This window comes from Mixta theicola (genome assembly GCF_002895925.1).
In the GTDB taxonomy this organism is placed as follows: domain Bacteria; phylum Pseudomonadota; class Gammaproteobacteria; order Enterobacterales; family Enterobacteriaceae; genus Mixta; species Mixta theicola.
Genome location: NZ_NWUO01000001.1, coordinates 382,686 through 399,731, shown reverse-complemented (window position 1 = coordinate 399,731; position 17,046 = coordinate 382,686). Strand labels below are relative to the sequence as shown.

The window sequence follows — 17,046 nt, the reverse complement described above, 5'->3', positions numbered from 1 at the left end:
TGTGTGATGTCTCGTTCATTAATTTCTCTGGCATTAAGCGGGGCGCTGCTGTTTTCAGCCCCGCTGCTGGCGGCGCAGGTTACGGTGCAGCAGCTGCAGGATAAGCTCGATCATCCCTGGTCACTGGCTTTCTTACCGGATAATAAAACGATTTTGCTTACCGAGCGGGCGGGTGCGCTGCGCCTGTGGCAGCCGGACAAAGGGCTGTCGCAGCCCATTGAGGGCGTGCCGGAGGTGTGGCATCAGCGTCAGGGCGGCCTGCTGGATGTCGCGCTGGCGCCTGATTTTACGCAAAGCCGCCGCGTCTGGCTCAGCTATAGCGAAGCGGATAAAAATGGCCGTGCCGGGGCGGCGGTGGGTTACGGCAGGCTGAGCGAAGACGGGCGGCGGCTGGCGGATTTCAGGGTGGTGCTGCGCCAGCAGCCGAAGCTTTCCGGCGGCGCTAATCTTGGTACTCGTCTCGCCTTCGATCGCCAGGGCTATCTGTGGATCGCCTTTGGCGATAACTTCCAGAGCGCTACCGCGCAGGATCTGGATAAGCTGCAGGGCAAGCTGGTGCGTCTGAAAAGCGATGGCTCGGTGCCGGAGGATAACCCTTTTATCAAACGTCAAAATGCGCGCCCGGAGATTTGGGCCTATGGCCTGCGCAATCCGCAGGGGCTGGCGCTTAATCCCTGGACGCAGCAAATATGGGAGAGCGAGCATGGGCCACGCGGCGGCGATGAGGTCAATATTCCGCAGCAAGGAAAAAACTACGGCTGGCCGCTGGCAACCTGGGGCATCGACTATAGCGGCGGCAAGGTGCCGGAGTCGAAGGGCGGCGAAGTGCCGGGTACTGAACAGCCGGTTTACTGGTGGAAAAACTCACCCGCTATCAGCGGCATGGCCTTTTATAACAGCGCACGTTTTCAGCCGTGGAAAAACTCGCTGTTTATCGGCGCGCTGAAGGAGAAGAGTCTGATTCGCCTGAGTCTTAACGGCGATAAGGTGATTAAGGAAGAGCGACTGTTGCAGGATCGCGGCGAGCGAATTCGTGATGTGCGCCAGGGGCCGGACGGTTATCTGTATGTGCTGACGGATGAACACAACGGTAAACTGCTGAAAGTGGGTCTGCAGCCCTGAGCCGGGCTGCGACGGGCCAGCCTGAGCCCATGCTGGCGGGCTCAGGCAAGCGGATTATTTCACCCAGTGGGAAACTTCCCAGCCGCGCTGCCGCGCTTCCTGCAGCAGCTGGGTATCAGGATTGATTACGCAGGCGTGATCCGCCTGTGCCAGCAGCGGTAAATCCGTAATTGAATCGCTGTAGGCCCAGGTATGGTGAAAACGTTTTTCCTGCTGCAGCGACTGCCAGTCGGCGAGATGCGTCGCTTTGCCCGCTTGCCCGCTTACGGGACTACACGGCTGACCGCTGTAGCGATCGTTAATAATTTCCACGCTAACCGCCAGCGCGCCGTGCAGGCCAAGCCGTTGCGCAATAGGCGTTAACAGGTGATCGCCCCCGGCGGAAATCAGCATAATGGTGTCGCCGCGCTGCTGATGCCAGGCAAGTTGTTTGCGGGCGGCAGGATAGACGCGCGGCACAATATCGCGCTGAATAAAACGGCGCACCCAGCCGCTGACCGTCAGGGTAGCCATACCGGCCAGCGGCGCCAGCGTCCTGTTCATATAGGCTTCCAGCGAGATCTCTCCCTGACGATACTGCGCCATTAACGCCTGTTCCTCGGCGATTAACGTCTCCGGCGCGTAGCCCTGCGATACCAGCCAGCGCATCCACAGGCTGTTGCTGTCTGCACAAATCAGCGTTTCATCAAGATCGAAAAGCGCTAAATCCATGGTGATTCTCCTCGGAACGGATTTATTCAGATTAGCGGAGTTTTGTGATCGTCTTAATTGATTTATGCAAAATCAGAATCAGCCGCCCTCTCTATGATTTGGGTTAAGGCGCAGGCTAAGATTTATCTAATAAACTCTAATAAACTTTACGAAGCAGCCATTTTAATCAGTGCGCCGACAGGTTAGCGTAGGACGCTGCTTTTCTTATCTTTATGAAACTTATGCTTTTTCCACGGGTTATCTGATTCCAATATGAAAAAATTGCGCCTTCACGCCGGCGTTGGTTCGCTGGCGTTATGCGGCACGCTGCTGCTGCTTCCCGTTGCTGTTAATGCTGTAGAGGCGCCCGCCGCGCCGCAAATTGACGCCAAAGCCTGGGTGCTGATGGATTACGCCAGCGGTCATGTGCTGGCGGAGGCCGAGGCCGATCGGCGTCTCGATCCCGCCAGCCTGACAAAAATCATGTCCAGCTATGTGATTGGTCAGGCGCTAAAAAGCGGCAAAATCACCCGCGACGATATGGTTACCGTGGGCCACGATGCCTGGGCGACCGGCAATCCCATTCTCCAGGGCTCCTCGCTGATGTTTCTCAAGCCCGGCGACCGCATTCCGGTATCGGAGCTGAATAAAGGCATAGTGATTCAGTCAGGTAACGATGCCAGTATTGCGCTGGCCGATTACGTGGCGGGCAGTCAGGATGCCTTTGTCGGGCTGATGAATAATTACGCCAATGCGCTGGGGCTGAAAAATACCCATTTCAAAACCGTTCACGGGCTGGATGCGCAGGGGCAGTACAGCACCGCGCGCGATATGGCGCTGCTCGGTCAGGCGCTGATCCGCGACGTGCCGGAAGAGTACGCGCTGAATAAAGAGAAGTCGTTTACCTTTAATAATATTACCCAGCGCAACCGCAACCGCCTGCTGTGGAGCAGCAATCTGAACGTGGACGGGATTAAAACCGGCCACACCTCAGGTGCGGGCAATAATCTGGTGGCCTCGGCAACCGAAGGGAATATGCGCCTGATCTCAGTAGTGCTGGGCGCAGAGACCGACAGCATCCGCTTCCGTGAAAGCGAAAAGCTGCTGACGTGGGGCTTCCGTTTTTATGAAACGGTTACGCCGCTGAAGGCCGATGCGTCTTTTACCCAGCAGCGCGTTTGGTTTGGCGATCGCAATGAGGTCTCGCTTGGCGTGGCGAAAGATGCCGCCCTGACCATCCCGAAAGGGCAGATGAAAAATCTGAAGGCCAGTTTTACCCTCAGTTCGCCGCAGCTGCAGGCGCCGCTGAAAAAGTATCAGCCGGTGGGGACGATTAGCTTTCAGCTGGACGGGAAAACTATTGCGCAACGGCCGTTGGTAGTGCTGGAGCCGGTACAGGAGGGCAGTTTCTTCAGCCGGATGTTTGATTTTATTATGATGAAGCTGAACGGCTGGTTTGGTCAGTGGCTCTCGTAGGCGCACAGAGGCAGTGAGGCCAGCGGTTTGCCACAAATTATCGCTCAACCTGAAGTGCGGGAAGCCCGGGCAGAAGAGTAAAGCGTCCCGCGCAGGGAAGGCGCGGGCCGAGCTGTCAGGGATGACGCTTTTTGCGTCTTTACGATCGGACTGGACTTCCCGCGCAGGCACCGATTGGTTTGGACCGCCCGCACCCTGAGTTTAGGGAATAGCTGAGGCCAGCGGTTTGCTGGCCTTGATTGCAGATTAGCCCAGCAGGGAAAAGACGATAGCGGAAATGGAAATCAACCCGATGAGTGCCACAAAGATATTGCTCAGCGCACCGCTGTAGCGACGCATCGCCGGAACTTTATTGATGGCGTACATCGGCATCAGGAACAGCAGCACCGCAATAATCGGGCCGCCCAGCGTTTCAATCATGCCGAGGATGCTGGGGTTCCAGGTAGCGACCAGCCAGGTGGTCAGCAGCATAAACAGGGCGGTAAAGCGGTTCAGCTTTTTCTCGTCCATGCTTTTGCCGCGTCCGCGCAACGATTTGATAATCAGACCATTAAAGCCTTCGCGCGCGCCAAGATAGTGGCCAAGAAACGATTTAGTGATCGCGACGATAGCCACAATCGGCGCCATCCACGCCATCATCGGCGTATTAAAGTGGTTGGCCAGATAGGAAAGAATCGAGATATTTTGCGCTTTGGCTTCCGCCAGGTTGGCTGGCGACAGCGACAGCACGCAGCTGAAGACGAAAAACATGACCGTCAGCACCATCATGATATGGCTGAGCGCCAGGATGCGTGAGCATTTTGCTTCAGCCTCTTCGCCATATTCCTGACGTTTGGCTACCGCGAAGGCGGAAATGATCGGCGAATGGTTAAAAGAGAAAACCATCACCGGCAGCGCCAGCCACAGGGTCAGCATCAGGCCGTTACCGCTGCCGCTTAACGAGGCGTGCTGGAAAATCGCCGTAGTCCAGTTAGGGATCAGCCACAGCGCCAGCAGCATCAGCACCGCCACAAACGGAAACACCAGCAGGCTCATGGTCTTCACGATCGCCTCTTTACCAAAGCGCACGATCATCATCAGGCCAACAATCAGCAGCAGCGCCAGCAGCGCGCGCGGCGGTGCCTGCATATGCAGCTGGTGGGTGAGGAAGCTTTCCACCGTATTGGTGATCGCCACGCTGTAAACCAGCAGGATAGGATAAATCGCGAAAAAATAGAGCAGGGTGATGATTTTACCTGCGCCAACGCCGAAATGTTCTTCCACTACTTCGGTAATATCTTCGCCCGGTTTGCTGCCGGAGAGCACAAAGCGGCACAGGCCACGGTGCGCATAATAGGTCATCGGAAAGGCCAGCAGGGCCATAATAATCAGCGGGATCAGCCCACCGATGCCGGCGTTGATCGGTAAAAACAGTACGCCTGCGCCAATGGCCGTGCCGTAAAGTCCTAACATCCACATGGTATCGGTTTTACGCCAGGTGCTAACGCGTGTTGCCGCCTGCCCGTTCTGGATTGCGGTTTGCTGTGAAGCCATTACCATCTCCATGAATAACGTATGAATATAAAACCGTCAGCGCTCAGTTAAAGCCTGCTAAATTTCCGCCGTCGGTAATCAGAATGAATATTGGAATTTTCCATTTTCGCGGCACACTCTACCACCATCTAAATAAGTTAAAAGTGCCAGGAGAGTTCTGTCAGGTGATAACGATCACAATACAAAGAATAAATCAGGGATGATAAGCTGGATGTTTAATTATTTTTAATTTATTTCTCTGGCTTTGTTGTAAAACGTAGAGGATAGGGCTGATATTTCCGTTGTTTAGCGGTTGTAAATAGTGTGGTTTGTTGTCTGTTTTTTAATCGCGTCCGTTTTTATTGCTATTAAAATCAGGCAGTTGCATCTGAGGTGCTTTTTATTTATACCGCTTGCGCAACCTCATTAATTAAAAAGCGCGCCGTTTGCGCAATAAAGCAGGATGGAGATGCAGCAGGCAATAAATAAAAGGGAATAAAAAAACAGGCCTGATAAACAGGCCTGTCAGAGAAGGGAAATTAATTACGTACCCAGCCTTTTCTGATTGGCAGGGAAAAAAGCAGGCGATAAATCTGATGCAGCAGTTTCATTAACGGCTCGCCGTACCACGGCCAGGCCACCTGAGAGAACAGACAGCCCAGTAAGCCTACCAGCAGGCCGCCCAGCATATCCATCGGCCAGTGTACGCCAAGATATATCCGTGACCAGGCAATGGCCGTGCCGATCGCCAGCAGTAAAATGCCAGACCAGATCCGATGCCAAAAGATAAACGCCAGCGCAAAGGTAAAAATAGCGGTGCCGTGGTCGCTGGGGTAAGAGCTATCCGACGCATGCGACAGAAACTGATGGCCCAGCCCAATGGCGAAAGGACGCGAGTGTGGATACAGCTGGCCCACGCACCAGGAAATCGCCAGCGCGTAGAGCAGGGCGATGCCGGTTTTCAACACCAGCACCCGAATCCCGCTATGCGGTCCCCACAGCCAGAGCGCGACGATCAGCAGCGGGACGATGGCGATTAAATCTTTGGCGATAAAGGTCGCCAGTTCCAGTAACCAGGCCGCTGACTGCGGCGTGGCGTTGATCCAGAGAAACAGCGACCGGTTCAACTCTTCCATCATTACTTCTTCCTCGTCTTATTCATCAGGTGCGTTACGCACCCGTAAGTCAACAGCTGCGACAGCCAAACCCACCAGCCTGCCCATAAATTATGAGAAAGAAAGTGCGCGCCGCGCATCATCTGCCCATAACCCATCACTAAGCCCAGCACCATTGCTCCGCTCCAGCACAGCCAGGCAAGGCGGCGGCGCGTCGGCCAGTAAAGAAAAAACAGCGCCATTAAACTGAAGCCGCTTGAGGCATGGCCGCCGGGAAAGCAGCGGCCAGGACCGCTCTCCGCCGGCGTATTGCCCAGCAGCGGCCAGGCAAAGGCTTTGCCGCCGAACTCCACCAGATCCCACGGGCACGAGTGCGCGCTGGTTGCCTTGAGCACGCCTACCACCAGCGGACCGATACCCGTCAGCAACGCCACCAGAACCCAGCGAGGCTGACGACGCAGCAGCCCGGCGAACAGCAGCGTAACGCCGGTGACGATCACCAAATCCTTCAGCAGCCGGTGATTAATTAGATCCAGCCAACGATTATCTTTCCACGGAAAGCGCTGGGTCAGCGGATCGAACCAGTAACCGGTTAGCGCGTTGTCCAGGCTGCCGTCACGAGCGAGCCATAGAAACAGCAGGCCAAAAACCGCCAGTAAAACAGTATGGATAGCGTAAAAGCGCCTGGATAAAGGGTAAAGCGTGTTAATCCTAATTGACGGTAATGTTTCGTGCTGGTTTAACTTTGAAGACAGTTGCATGACCGTGCCCGTGGCTGATTACAGACGGGCTATAGTGCAGAGTGGTGCTTAAGAAAACATTAAGAGGCAGAGAGCAGGCATAAAAAAACCCGCTAATCATCGATTAACGGGCTCCACAATTTGGGATTTCAAAGAAAAGCAGTGGCACTTATTCAGACTGCCCGTCCGTACAGAAGTTCGACGACTGATTAAAATATTTTTTAACCGCCCAGCGCCGGCCAGATAATCACAATAAGCGTCCCCGCCAGCGTCAGCAGAACGTTGGCGATGGCGTAGGTGCCGGCATAGCCAAGCGCCGGGATATTGCTGCGCGCCGTATCGCTGATAATTTCCATCGCTGGCGCACAGGTTCGCGCGCCCATAATCGCCCCGAACAGCAGCGCGCGGTTCATCCGCAACACGTAAGCGCCAAACAGGTAACAGAGCACTACCGGCAGCAGGCTGACCGCCAGGCCGCTCAGCAGCATCAATAAGCCCGTTTCGCCCAGCCCTTTGCCCAGGCCGCTGCCCGCGCTCAGGCCAACGCCCGCCATAAATACCATCAGGCCGAACTCTTTTACCATGGTTAACGCGCCCTGCGGGATATAGCCGAAGGTGGGATGGTTGGCGCGTAAAAAGCCCAGCATAATGCCAGCGAACAGCAGGCCCGCCGCGTTACCAATACCAAAACTGAAGGCGCTGAACTGAAAGCTCACCATCCCGATCATCAGGCCGATAATGAAAAAGGCGCAGAAGGCCAGCAGATCGGTGACCTGACTGTGAATAGAGATAAAGCCGATGCGATCCGCCAGGCTTTTAACGCGCCTGGCTTCGCCGCTTACCTGCAGCACGTCGCCTTTGTTCAGCATAATGCTTTCATCAATCGGCATTTCAATCTGGCTACGGATAACGCGGTTAAGAAAACAGCCGTGATCGGTCAGCTTCAGGTGGCTCAGGCGGCGGTTTACCGCATTGTTATTCTTGACCACGATCTCTTCCGTCACGATGCGCATATCCAGCAGGTCGCGATCGAAAACTTCTTTACCGTTACGGAAGCTGGGATCGAGGCGCGCATGGGCATCGGGATAACCCACCAGTGAAATTTCATCGCCCAGCTGCAGCACCGCGTCGCCGTCGGGACTGGCCAGAATACCGTTACGACGAATGCGTTCGATATAGCAGCCGGTCTGACGGTAAATACCCAGCTCACGCAGGTTTTTTCCGTCGGCCCACGCCACCAGTTCCGGGCCAACGCGATAGGCGCGAATAACCGGCAGATAAACTTTGCGCTGGCTGTCGGCATCCAGACCGCGCTCACGCGCAATTTGCTGGGCGCAGGTCGGCAGATCCTGATGCTGCAGGCGCGGCAGATAGCGCGCGCCAAAAATCAGGCTAACCAGGCCAACCAGATAGGTCAGGGCATAGCCAAGGCTGAGGTGATCCTGCATCTGGCCAAGCAGATGACTGTCGTTCATCGACTGTCGCAGCGTATCGCCCGCGCCGACCAGTACCGGGGTGGAGGTCATCGCACCTGCCAGCATACCCGCCGTCAGCCCAATATCCCAGCCGAACGCTTTACCTAACGCCAGCGCTAATAGCATAGCGCTGGTCACCATTACCAGCGCCAGCATCAGGTAATTTTTACCGTCGCGGAAAAAGATAGAAAAGAAATTGGGACCGGCTTCTACGCCGACGCAAAAAATAAAAAGCATAAAACCCAGGCTAAGCGCATCGGTATTAATTGAGAAATGCTGCTGGCCCAGTAATAGGGAAACCACTAAAACACCAATAGAATTACCCAGTTGCACCGAACCCAGCCGTAATTTGCCCAGGCAAAGTCCTAAGGCCAGTACAACGAATAATAACAATATATCATTCCGGCTTAACAAATCTGCGACGTTTATATTCACGTATTAACTTCTTGTTTACCAGTAACTTGTTGAAAGAACTGAAATTCCAGGCTAACGTTTATCCCTGTAATCGCTATGGTAAGCTGGTCAGGTTACAGTCTGGAAAGGTTTATTCAGGAGTAAGTATAAAGCGGACTTCATTTTATTCATTTATTCCGTATAGCTCCAGCAGAAAGCCTTAGTAAAAAGAAAATATTTATTAACTTTTATCAGTTAATTGCTTAACAGCCCTGGCGGAAATAGTTATTTTTTAACGATCCTGGTTAACAGAAATAAACGAGGAAAAATTATGCTGTTGTATAGCGTCCGCTGGCCGGGCGTAGTTTTTTGTATGACGCTTTACTGCGCAACATTTTTCCTGACTCGTTACGGCGGCGCTGAAGATGCGCCGGGGAACACCTCTGAGCAAACCGGCCTGCTGCTGTTTATGCTGCCGGGCCTGGTGGCGGCGCTGATTAACCGTTATACGCCGCTGGCGCAGGCTTTGCTGGCTGCGGTAGCCGCAACTCCTTGCTGCCTGCTGATCGGCATGAGCGGCGGGTTGATTTCTTCTGCGCCGTTGCAGGAGCTGGCCTGGATGACCAGCGCCATCTTCTGGTGCGGCTTTGGCGCGCTGCTGGTGATGCTGTGGCGCACCCTGGCCGCATCGCATATTACGCGCTAGCAGCCGTAAAAAAACCGGCCCGCTCTGCAGCGCGCCGGTTTTTTTACGCCGGTAATTTACAGCGCGACGCCCAGGTTCGCTTTGCTCCAGGCGTTGAAATCGGTAAAGCCGCCGAGATGTTGCCGATCAACAAAAATCTGGGGAACGGTTTCTACCGGCTTGCCCACGGTTTTTTCCAGATCCGCTTTGGTAATACCTTCCGCCTGAATATCAACGTAGCGGAAAGTAAAATCGTCACGCTCTGCGCTCAGCTTCTCCGCCAGTTCTTTTGCACGCACACAGTAGGGGCAGCTTGGGCGGCCAAAAATAACTGCAAGCATCGTTAACTCCTTTATGTCACATTTTTGTGTGAATTATGTCACACTTTTACGCTCAGTAAACGCATCATGGACCGCAGCCTTCACCATTGTAAAGAAGGCTTTGCCTGTTGGTACAATCTATACAGGCTATGCGCCAGGGTGCCAGCTACGTTTTACTATACAACCCCCGTTACTGCTGCGGGGAGGCCAGAAGGAAACGCTCCGGTGAAATCATTTGTCCGGTTACCAAAACCGCTGCTGATACTGGAAACTATCGGTATTCTCTTGTTGCTAACGGCGTTTTTAGTGGTACAGCAGCTGATACCGCTGCCCGCCGGCTGGTCCGGTCGGCAGGCAGCGACGGCGCTTATTTTTACCGGTATCGTCCTGATGTTGCCCGCCGCCGTTGCGCTGATGTGGCGCACGGCGCAGGCGATAGCGCCTGAACTTTTTGGCCGCCGCCGTGGCGATACTTCATCAAAAACTTCCGGAGATTCACATGACGCCGACCATTGAGCTGTTGCGTACGCATCGTTCGATTCGTGCCTTTACCGATCAACCGATTAGCGATGAACAGCGTGAGGCGATTATCGCCGCCGCGCAGTCGGCTTCCACCTCCAGTTTTTTACAGTGCTCTTCTGTTATCCGCATTACCGATAAAGCGCTACGCGAACAGCTGGTGACGCTTAGCGGCGGCCAGCAGCATGTGGCGCAGGCGGCGGAATTTTGGGTTTTCTGCGCGGATTTTCAGCGCAATCTGCAAATTTGTCCACAGGCGCAGCTGGGGCTGGCGGAGCAGCTGCTGTTAGGCTGCGTCGATACGGCGATTATGGGCCAGAATGCGATGGTGGCCGCCGAGTCGCTTGGGCTGGGCGGCGTGTATATCGGCGGGATCCGTAACAGCATTGAGCAGGTGACCGAGCTGCTGGGCCTGCCGCAACACGTGTTGCCGCTGTTTGGTATGTGCCTGGGCTGGCCGCAGCAGGAACCCGATCTTAAACCGCGCATGCCCGCCACGATGCTGGTGCATGAAAATCGCTACCAGCCGCTGGATCGCCAACAGCTGGATGAATACGATCGCCAGCTGGAAGCTTACTATCAGCAGCGCGACAGCAATCAACGCAGCGATAATTTCAGCAATCATATTCGCCGTACTATCGTACGCGAAAATCGTCCTTTTATTCTTGATTACCTGCACAAGCAGGGCTGGGCAACACGATAATTGGGTGCGGAGACCGTTGGGTGAAAATTGCCATCCTTTCCCGTGACGCAACGCTTTACTCCTGTAGGCGTCTGCATGAGGCCGCGCTGGCGCGCGGCCATCAGGTTGATATTATCGACCCGCTTTCCTGTTATATGAATATCAATCCAGCATCGGCGGCGGTGCATTACCGTGGAGAACCGCTGCCGCATTTCGATGCGGTAATCCCCCGTATCGGCCCGGCAACGACGTTTTACGGCACGGCGGTGCTGCGCCAGTTTGAAATGTGCGGCAGCTATCCGCTGAATGAGTCGGTGGCGATTACCCGCGCGCGCGACAAGCTGCGTTCGCTGCAGCTGCTGGCGCGTCAGGGCATCGATATGCCGGTCACCGGCTTTGCCCATTCGCCTGACGATACCCACGATCTGATTGAGATGGTCGGCGGTGCGCCGCTGGTCGTTAAGCTGGTGGAGGGGACGCAGGGCATCGGCGTAGTGCTGGCGGAAACGCGGCAGGCGGCGGAAAGCGTAATTGACGCCTTTCGCGGGCTGAATGCGCATATTCTGGTGCAGGAGTTTATTAAAGAGGCGCAGGGGCGTGATATTCGCTGTCTGGTGATTGGCAATGAAGTGGTGGCAGCCATTGAGCGCGAAGCGAAAGAGGGCGATTTCCGCTCTAATTTGCATCGTGGCGGCCGCGCCCGTCGCGTCGTGATTACGCCGCGCGAGCGGGAGATGGCGGTCAGGGCGGCCGCCACGCTTGGGCTGGACGTGGCGGGGGTGGATATTTTGCGCGCCCGGCGCGGCCCGCTGGTGATGGAGGTGAATGCGTCGCCGGGTCTGGAAGGCATTGAAAAAACTACCGGCTTAAATATCGCGGCGATGATGATTGACTGGATTGAGCAACATGCTCGCCCCGGTTTCAGTCTGAAAACCGGCGGTTAACCCGCCTTTTTGCTCTGCGGACGTGGTTTTCAGCTTGCTTTTTCCGTAAGCTATTGCGCTTATTTCATCGCGGTATAAGGCAGCAGCATATGGATTCACTCGTCGTTCCAGACTTAGACGTATTACGACGTTGGCTGGATCAGCAAAGCATTACCTGGTTTGAATGTGACGCCTGTCAGGCGCTGCATTTGCCGCACATGCAGAATTTCGATGGCGTTTTCGATGCCAAAATCGATCTGGTCGATAACGTCATCCTTTTCTCCGCCCTCGCCGAGGTTAAGCCGACGGCACTGATCTCGCTGGTGGGCGATCTTTCACAAATCAATGCCGCCTCGCTGACGGTAAAAGCCTTTCTCGATATTCAGGACGATAATCTGCCAAAGCTGATTGTCTGCCAGTCGTTAATGACCAATGCGGGCGTTACCTATGGTCAGTTTGTGCATTTCCTGCGCCAGAGCGAAGAGCAGATCTCTATGGTTATTATGGAAGCCTTCGCCAGTAATCTGTTGATGACAGGTGAAGCCGAAGAAGAAGAGCCGATCGTTCACGATAGCCGCCTGCCTGTTCTGCACTGAGTCTTATTCACGCGCTCCCTTTCGGGGGCGGTGCCACAGCCACCTGCTATGCAGGTGGATGATTTTTATTCAGCTTTCTCTCTATAACCCCGCCGGGACACGTCTCGCTTCCATTAACTCTCACCGCAAACCGAAGGCCAGCTGAGTTCCCTGAAGCAGGCATCAGAGCAGGAAGAAATCGCTTAACGTGCGTTTTCGTTCCGCTGCGCGTCAGCTCCTTTTTTGCGCTTCTTCCCGATATTCTTACCGGGCAAGCGGCGCAATTCACATTTTTATTCTGCATATTGCCCTTTAATGCCAGATATTTCTCGCCGTTTATGCCCTGTCTGGCGTATCACATAGATGAAACATGCATAAATAATCGATAAAAGGCGTTTTTTACTCTAAGGTATGGCCTGTTTGCCACGCTGCGGCTATGCTTGCGGAGCTGCATGAAGTATGCGGTAAACGCCGCAGAGCTGGCAGTTTTTCTGTTATGCCTGCGATGAATAATGATTCACTGTTTCTTTTTACACGCAGGAAACCGTTCGGTTTCTTTTGTTCTGCATCGTTAAGATTGACCCCGTTTCTGGAGGAAGGAAAACATGTTAAACAACCACGGCAAAAAATGGTTGTCTGGTGTGATAGCTGGTGTGCTGATGGCGGTTTCCGCCGGCACGATGGCGGAACAGAAAACCCTGCACGTGTATAACTGGTCGGATTATATTTCGCCGGATACCGTACCGGACTTTGAAAAGCAGACCGGCATTAAAGTGATTTACGACGTTTTCGATTCCAACGAAGTGCTGGAAGGCAAACTGATGGCGGGCAGCACCGGCTACGACGTCGTGGTGCCATCGTCCAGCTTTCTGGCGCGTCAGCTGCAGTCTGGCGTGTTTCAGGAGCTGGATAAAAGCAAACTGCCAAACTATAAAAACCTCGATCCTGAGCTGCTGAAAAAAGTCGAGCAGCACGATCCGGGTAATAAATACGCTATTCCTTATCTCTGGGCGACCACCGGGATCGGCTACAACGTCGAAAAAGTTAAAGCCGTGCTGGGCAAAGACGCGCCGGTCGATAGCTGGGATCTGATACTGAAACCGGAGAATCTTGAGAAGCTGAAAAGCTGCGGCGTCTCTTTCCTCGATGCGCCAGAAGAGATTTTCGCTACCGTGCTGAACTACCTCGGCAAAGATCCGAACAGCAGCGATGCGAAAGATTATTCGGGCGCGGCGACCGATCTGCTGTTAAAACTGCGGCCCAATATCCGTTATTTCCACTCCTCGCAGTACATTAACGATCTGGCCAACGGCAATATCTGCGTGGCGATCGGCTGGGCCGGGGATATTCTGCAGGCGAAAAGCCGCGCGGCGGAAGCGAAGAACGGCGTCAATATCGCCTACAGCATTCCGAAAGAGGGCGCGCTGGCCTTCTTCGATATGATGGCGATTCCAAAAGATGCGAAAAACCTGGATGCAGCCTATCAATGGCTGAACTACATCATGGATCCGAAAGTGATTGCGCACATTTCCGATAAGATGTTCTACGCTAACGGTAACAAGGCCTCGCTGCCGCTGATTAGCCAAGAAGTCCGCAATAACCCAGGCATTTTCCCTGGACCGGAAACCATGTCCAAACTGTTTGTACTGAAAGTACAGGAACCTAAACTTGATCGTGTGCGTACCCGTGCATGGACCAAAGTGAAAAGCGGTAAATAATTCGTCTAACGCGAATCACCATCGCAGGTTAACGACAACAGAGGCGCGGTATCGGCCTCTGTTGTCTCATTTGTGCGGCCGCGTGCCGCGAGTTTCCGCTCAGTGCCGGAGAGAGATGTTAGTGAACGATGCGATCCCCCGTCATCCCCAAAAAGCGGCAAAGGCCCTCACGCCGCTGCTGGAAATCCGTAACCTGACCAAGTCATTTGACGGGCAGCACGCCGTCGATGATGTCAGTCTGACCATCTATAAAGGCGAAATTTTTGCTCTGCTTGGCGCGTCGGGCTGCGGTAAATCAACCCTGCTGCGTATGCTGGCGGGATTTGAAGCGCCTACCCACGGGCAGATCCTGCTGGACGGACAGGATCTCTCCCACGTGCCGCCTTATCAGCGCCCGATTAATATGATGTTTCAGTCCTATGCGCTGTTCCCCCATATGACGGTGGAGCAGAACATCGCCTTTGGCCTGAAACAGGATAAGCTCTCCAGGAGCGATATTGCCGAACGCGTGGCGGAGATGCTGGCGCTGGTGCATATGCAGGAGTTCGCCAAACGTAAGCCGCATCAGCTTTCCGGCGGCCAGCGTCAGCGTGTGGCGCTGGCGCGCAGCCTGGCGAAACGACCGAAGCTGCTGCTGCTGGATGAGCCGATGGGCGCGCTGGATAAAAAGCTGCGCGATCGGATGCAGCTGGAAGTGGTGGATATTCTGGAGCGCGTCGGCGCTACCTGCGTGATGGTGACACACGATCAGGAAGAGGCGATGACGATGGCGGGCCGTATCGCTATTATGAACCGCGGTAAGTTTGTGCAAATCGGCGAGCCGGAAGAGATCTATGAACATCCGACCAGCCGCTACAGCGCTGAGTTTATCGGCTCGGTGAACGTCTTTGAAGGTCTGCTGCGCGAACGCCGCGCGGATGGGCTGGTGATCGACAGCCCTGGGCTGGTGCATCCGCTGAAGGTAGCGTCTGACATCTCCATTATGGATAACGTCCCGGTCTCTATCGCCCTGCGTCCGGAGAAGGTGATGCTGTGTGAACAGGTGCCGGCGGACGGCTGCAACTTTGCCGTCGGTGAAGTGGTGCATATCGCCTATCTGGGCGATCTGTCGATTTATCATGTGCGGTTGCATAGCGGACAGATGATCAGCGCGCAGCTGCAAAACGCGCATCGCTTCCGCGAAGGCGCGCCGACCTGGGGCGATGAAGTTCGCCTCAGCTGGGACGCCAGCAGCTGCGTCGTGCTGACCGTATAAGAGGGCAGATATGAAACAACCCGCTGCCGCTGCGCATTCCGGCAATCTTAGCCGTACGCTGACCCGGCTAAAAACCGCTCACGGGCGCAAACTGATCATCGCGCTGCCTTATCTTTGGCTGGCGCTGTTTTTCCTGCTGCCGTTTCTGATCGTATTGAAAATCAGCTTTGCTGAAATCGCACGCGCCATTCCGCCCTATACCGAGCTGATCTCCTGGGCGGACGATCAGTTGACGCTGGTGTTTAATCTGGCGAATTACCTGCAGCTGACGGACGATCCGCTCTATATCGATGCCTATTTGCAGTCGCTGAAGGTGGCGGCGATTTCCACGCTTATCTGCCTGCTGGTGGGTTATCCGCTGGCCTGGGCGGTGGCGCACAGTAAACCATCGGTGCGCAATATTTTGCTGCTGCTGGTGCTGCTGCCGTCGTGGACTTCGTTCCTGGTGCGCGTTTACGCCTGGATGGGGCTGCTGAACAGCAACGGTATTCTTAACCGTTTTCTGCTGTGGCTGGGAGTGATCGATCATCCGCTGGCGATCCTCTACACCAATACGGCAGTCTATATCGGTATCGTTTACTGCTATCTGCCGTTTATGGTGCTGCCGATCTATACCGCGCTGACGCGCATCGACTATTCGCTGGTGGAAGCTTCGCTCGATCTGGGCGCGCGCCCGCTAAAAACTTTTTTTAGCGTGATTGTGCCGCTGACCAAAAACGGCATTATTGCCGGTTCGATGCTGGTGTTTATTCCGGCGGTGGGGGAGTACGTGATCCCTGAGCTGCTGGGCGGGCCGGACAGCATTATGATTGGCCGTATTCTGTGGCAGGAGTTTTTCAATAACCGCGACTGGCCGGTGGCTTCGGCGCTGGCGGTGATTATCCTGCTGATCCTGATCCTGCCGATTATCTGGTTCCATAAGCATCAAAATAAGACTCTGGGAGAAAAGGCATGAGTAATCTGCCCGCGGTTCGCTCTCCGTGGCGGCTGGTCATCCTGCTGCTCTGCTTCAGCTTTCTCTATGCGCCGATGCTGTTGCTGGTGGCCTATTCCTTTAACAGCTCGCAGCTGGTTACCGTCTGGGAAAGCTTTTCGCTGCACTGGTATAGGGTGCTGTTTCAGGATAGCGCGATGATTAGCGCGGTCACGCTCAGCCTGACCATCGCCGCGCTCAGCGCGACCGCCGCTATGATACTGGGCACCATTGCGGCGGTGGTGATTGTGCGCTTTGGCCGCTTCAAAGGATCAACCGGCTTCGCCTTTATGCTGACCGCGCCGCTGGTCATGCCGGATGTGATCACCGGCCTGTCGCTGCTGCTGCTGTTTGTGGCGATGGGACACGCTATCGGCTGGCCCAGCGATCGCGGCATGCTCACCATCTGGCTGGCGCACGTTACCTTCTGTACCGCTTACGTTGCGGTGGTGATTAATTCGCGCCTGCGCGAGCTGGATCGTTCCATTGAGGAAGCCGCGATGGATCTCGGCGCGACGCCGCTGAAGGTTTTTTTCGTGATTACCGTACCGATGATCGCGCCAGCGCTGGTTACCGGCTGGCTGCTGGCGTTTACGCTGTCGCTGGATGACCTGGTGATCGCCAGCTTTGTTACCGGGCCTGGCGCCACCACGTTGCCGATGGCGATTTTCGCTACCGTGCGTCGCGGTGTGAACCCGGAAATTAACGCGCTGGCGTCGCTGATTTTGTTTGTCGTCGGGCTGGTGGGCTTTATCGCCTGGCGCTTTATGGCGCACGAGGAGAAGCAGCGAGTGCGGGATATTCAGAAAGCGAAACGTAGCTAAAATCCGAAACCTTTGCCACTATAATAACAAGGCTTCACAGGCGGTTAGC

At 54.9% G+C, this 17,046-nt stretch carries 17 protein-coding genes; 11 read left to right on the top strand and 6 right to left on the bottom strand.

The window, feature by feature from the left end:
• The first annotated feature begins 6 nt into the window (after positions 1-6).
• Positions 7-1,122, top strand: a complete 1,116-nt coding sequence (locus tag COO59_RS01875; RefSeq protein ID WP_103058129.1) for a PQQ-dependent sugar dehydrogenase — start codon at positions 7-9, stop codon at positions 1,120-1,122.
• 54 nt (positions 1,123-1,176) lie between these two features.
• Here COO59_RS01875 and COO59_RS01870 read toward each other — a convergent pair whose 3' ends face one another.
• Positions 1,177-1,833 carry an HAD family hydrolase gene (locus COO59_RS01870; RefSeq protein ID WP_103058128.1) on the bottom strand — a complete coding sequence of 219 codons (657 nt, stop codon included), beginning with the start codon at positions 1,831-1,833 and terminating at the stop codon, positions 1,177-1,179.
• A gap of 252 nt (positions 1,834-2,085) precedes the next feature.
• Between COO59_RS01870 and COO59_RS01865 the strand changes: the two genes are divergently transcribed.
• Positions 2,086-3,288, top strand: coding sequence for a serine hydrolase (locus COO59_RS01865; RefSeq protein WP_103058127.1), 1,203 nt, complete (start codon positions 2,086-2,088; stop codon positions 3,286-3,288).
• A 246-nt stretch (positions 3,289-3,534) separates the two neighbouring features.
• Here the strand turns inward: COO59_RS01865 and COO59_RS01860 are convergent, their stop codons facing one another.
• From COO59_RS01860 to COO59_RS01845, 4 genes are all read right to left on the bottom strand, one after another.
• The gene (locus COO59_RS01860) at positions 3,535-4,821 is read right to left on the bottom strand and encodes an HAAAP family serine/threonine permease (protein WP_103058126.1); all 1,287 of its coding nucleotides are present in this window, start codon (positions 4,819-4,821) and stop codon (positions 3,535-3,537) included.
• Positions 4,822-5,339: 518 nt separating this feature from the next.
• A complete protein-coding gene (gene ybjG, locus COO59_RS01855; RefSeq protein WP_103058266.1) occupies positions 5,340-5,936 on the bottom strand; it encodes an undecaprenyl-diphosphate phosphatase in 597 nt (198 codons plus the stop codon).
• A gap of 2 nt (positions 5,937-5,938) precedes the next feature.
• Positions 5,939-6,676: a phosphatase PAP2 family protein gene (locus tag COO59_RS01850; RefSeq protein WP_103058125.1), complete on the bottom strand. Its 738-nt coding sequence runs from the start codon at positions 6,674-6,676 to the stop codon at positions 5,939-5,941.
• A gap of 200 nt (positions 6,677-6,876) precedes the next feature.
• Positions 6,877-8,565: an aspartate:alanine antiporter gene (locus tag COO59_RS01845; protein ID WP_103058124.1), complete on the bottom strand. Its 1,689-nt coding sequence runs from the start codon at positions 8,563-8,565 to the stop codon at positions 6,877-6,879.
• Between the two features lie 289 nt (positions 8,566-8,854).
• Between COO59_RS01845 and ybjM the strand changes: the two genes are divergently transcribed.
• Positions 8,855-9,229, top strand: coding sequence for an inner membrane protein YbjM (gene ybjM / locus COO59_RS01840; RefSeq protein ID WP_103058123.1), 375 nt, complete (start codon positions 8,855-8,857; stop codon positions 9,227-9,229).
• Positions 9,230-9,285: 56 nt separating this feature from the next.
• On the opposite strand, the gene COO59_RS01835 is transcribed toward ybjM, so the two are convergent.
• Positions 9,286-9,549: a GrxA family glutaredoxin gene (locus COO59_RS01835; RefSeq protein ID WP_103058122.1), complete on the bottom strand. Its 264-nt coding sequence runs from the start codon at positions 9,547-9,549 to the stop codon at positions 9,286-9,288.
• Positions 9,550-9,753: 204 nt separating this feature from the next.
• On the opposite strand from COO59_RS01835, the gene COO59_RS01830 reads away from it, so the two are divergent.
• The 8 genes from COO59_RS01830 (at position 9,754) to potI (ending at position 16,997) form a co-directional block, all read left to right on the top strand.
• A complete protein-coding gene (locus tag COO59_RS01830; protein WP_103058121.1) occupies positions 9,754-10,044 on the top strand; it encodes a YbjC family protein in 291 nt (96 codons plus the stop codon).
• A complete protein-coding gene (nfsA, locus tag COO59_RS01825; RefSeq protein WP_103058120.1) occupies positions 10,028-10,750 on the top strand; it encodes an oxygen-insensitive NADPH nitroreductase in 723 nt (240 codons plus the stop codon). Before COO59_RS01830 ends, nfsA begins: the two co-directional genes overlap by 17 nt.
• Positions 10,751-10,770: 20 nt before the next feature.
• Positions 10,771-11,673 (top strand): 30S ribosomal protein S6--L-glutamate ligase, encoded by a 903-nt coding sequence (rimK, locus tag COO59_RS01820; RefSeq protein WP_103058119.1) that lies wholly within the window; start codon positions 10,771-10,773, stop codon positions 11,671-11,673.
• A gap of 89 nt (positions 11,674-11,762) precedes the next feature.
• Positions 11,763-12,248 carry a YbjN domain-containing protein gene (locus COO59_RS01815; RefSeq protein WP_103058118.1) on the top strand — a complete coding sequence of 162 codons (486 nt, stop codon included), beginning with the start codon at positions 11,763-11,765 and terminating at the stop codon, positions 12,246-12,248.
• A gap of 584 nt (positions 12,249-12,832) precedes the next feature.
• Positions 12,833-13,945 carry a spermidine/putrescine ABC transporter substrate-binding protein PotF gene (gene potF / locus COO59_RS01810; protein WP_103058117.1) on the top strand — a complete coding sequence of 371 codons (1,113 nt, stop codon included), beginning with the start codon at positions 12,833-12,835 and terminating at the stop codon, positions 13,943-13,945.
• 121 nt (positions 13,946-14,066) lie between these two features.
• The gene (gene potG, locus COO59_RS01805; RefSeq protein WP_103058265.1) at positions 14,067-15,200 is read left to right on the top strand and encodes a putrescine ABC transporter ATP-binding subunit PotG; all 1,134 of its coding nucleotides are present in this window, start codon (positions 14,067-14,069) and stop codon (positions 15,198-15,200) included.
• Positions 15,201-15,210: 10 nt separating this feature from the next.
• The gene (gene potH / locus COO59_RS01800; RefSeq protein ID WP_103058116.1) at positions 15,211-16,155 is read left to right on the top strand and encodes a putrescine ABC transporter permease PotH; all 945 of its coding nucleotides are present in this window, start codon (positions 15,211-15,213) and stop codon (positions 16,153-16,155) included.
• Positions 16,152-16,997, top strand: coding sequence for a putrescine ABC transporter permease PotI (gene potI, locus COO59_RS01795; protein WP_103058115.1), 846 nt, complete (start codon positions 16,152-16,154; stop codon positions 16,995-16,997). Before potH ends, potI begins: the two co-directional genes overlap by 4 nt.
• Positions 16,998-17,046: the final 49 nt, after the last annotated feature.

Bases quoted from the DNA above. Each gene is read 5' to 3' on its own strand.
- COO59_RS01865 (WP_103058127.1), top strand. From the start codon at position 2,086: ATGAAAAAATTGCGCCTTCACGCCGGCGTTGGTTCGCTGGCGTTATGC.
- COO59_RS01850 (WP_103058125.1), bottom strand. From the start codon at position 6,676: ATGCAACTGTCTTCAAAGTTAAACCAGCACGAAACATTACCGTCAATT.
- potF (WP_103058117.1), top strand. From the start codon at position 12,833: ATGTTAAACAACCACGGCAAAAAATGGTTGTCTGGTGTGATAGCTGGT.
- ybjM (WP_103058123.1), top strand. From the start codon at position 8,855: ATGCTGTTGTATAGCGTCCGCTGGCCGGGCGTAGTTTTTTGTATGACG.
- potI (WP_103058115.1), top strand. From the start codon at position 16,152: ATGAGTAATCTGCCCGCGGTTCGCTCTCCGTGGCGGCTGGTCATCCTG.
- COO59_RS01815 (WP_103058118.1), top strand. From the start codon at position 11,763: ATGGATTCACTCGTCGTTCCAGACTTAGACGTATTACGACGTTGGCTG.
- COO59_RS01860 (WP_103058126.1), bottom strand. From the start codon at position 4,821: ATGGCTTCACAGCAAACCGCAATCCAGAACGGGCAGGCGGCAACACGC.
- COO59_RS01875 (WP_103058129.1), top strand. From the start codon at position 7: ATGTCTCGTTCATTAATTTCTCTGGCATTAAGCGGGGCGCTGCTGTTT.
- ybjG (WP_103058266.1), bottom strand. From the start codon at position 5,936: ATGGAAGAGTTGAACCGGTCGCTGTTTCTCTGGATCAACGCCACGCCG.
- COO59_RS01870 (WP_103058128.1), bottom strand. From the start codon at position 1,833: ATGGATTTAGCGCTTTTCGATCTTGATGAAACGCTGATTTGTGCAGAC.
- potH (WP_103058116.1), top strand. From the start codon at position 15,211: ATGAAACAACCCGCTGCCGCTGCGCATTCCGGCAATCTTAGCCGTACG.
- COO59_RS01835 (WP_103058122.1), bottom strand. From the start codon at position 9,549: ATGCTTGCAGTTATTTTTGGCCGCCCAAGCTGCCCCTACTGTGTGCGT.
- nfsA (WP_103058120.1), top strand. From the start codon at position 10,028: ATGACGCCGACCATTGAGCTGTTGCGTACGCATCGTTCGATTCGTGCC.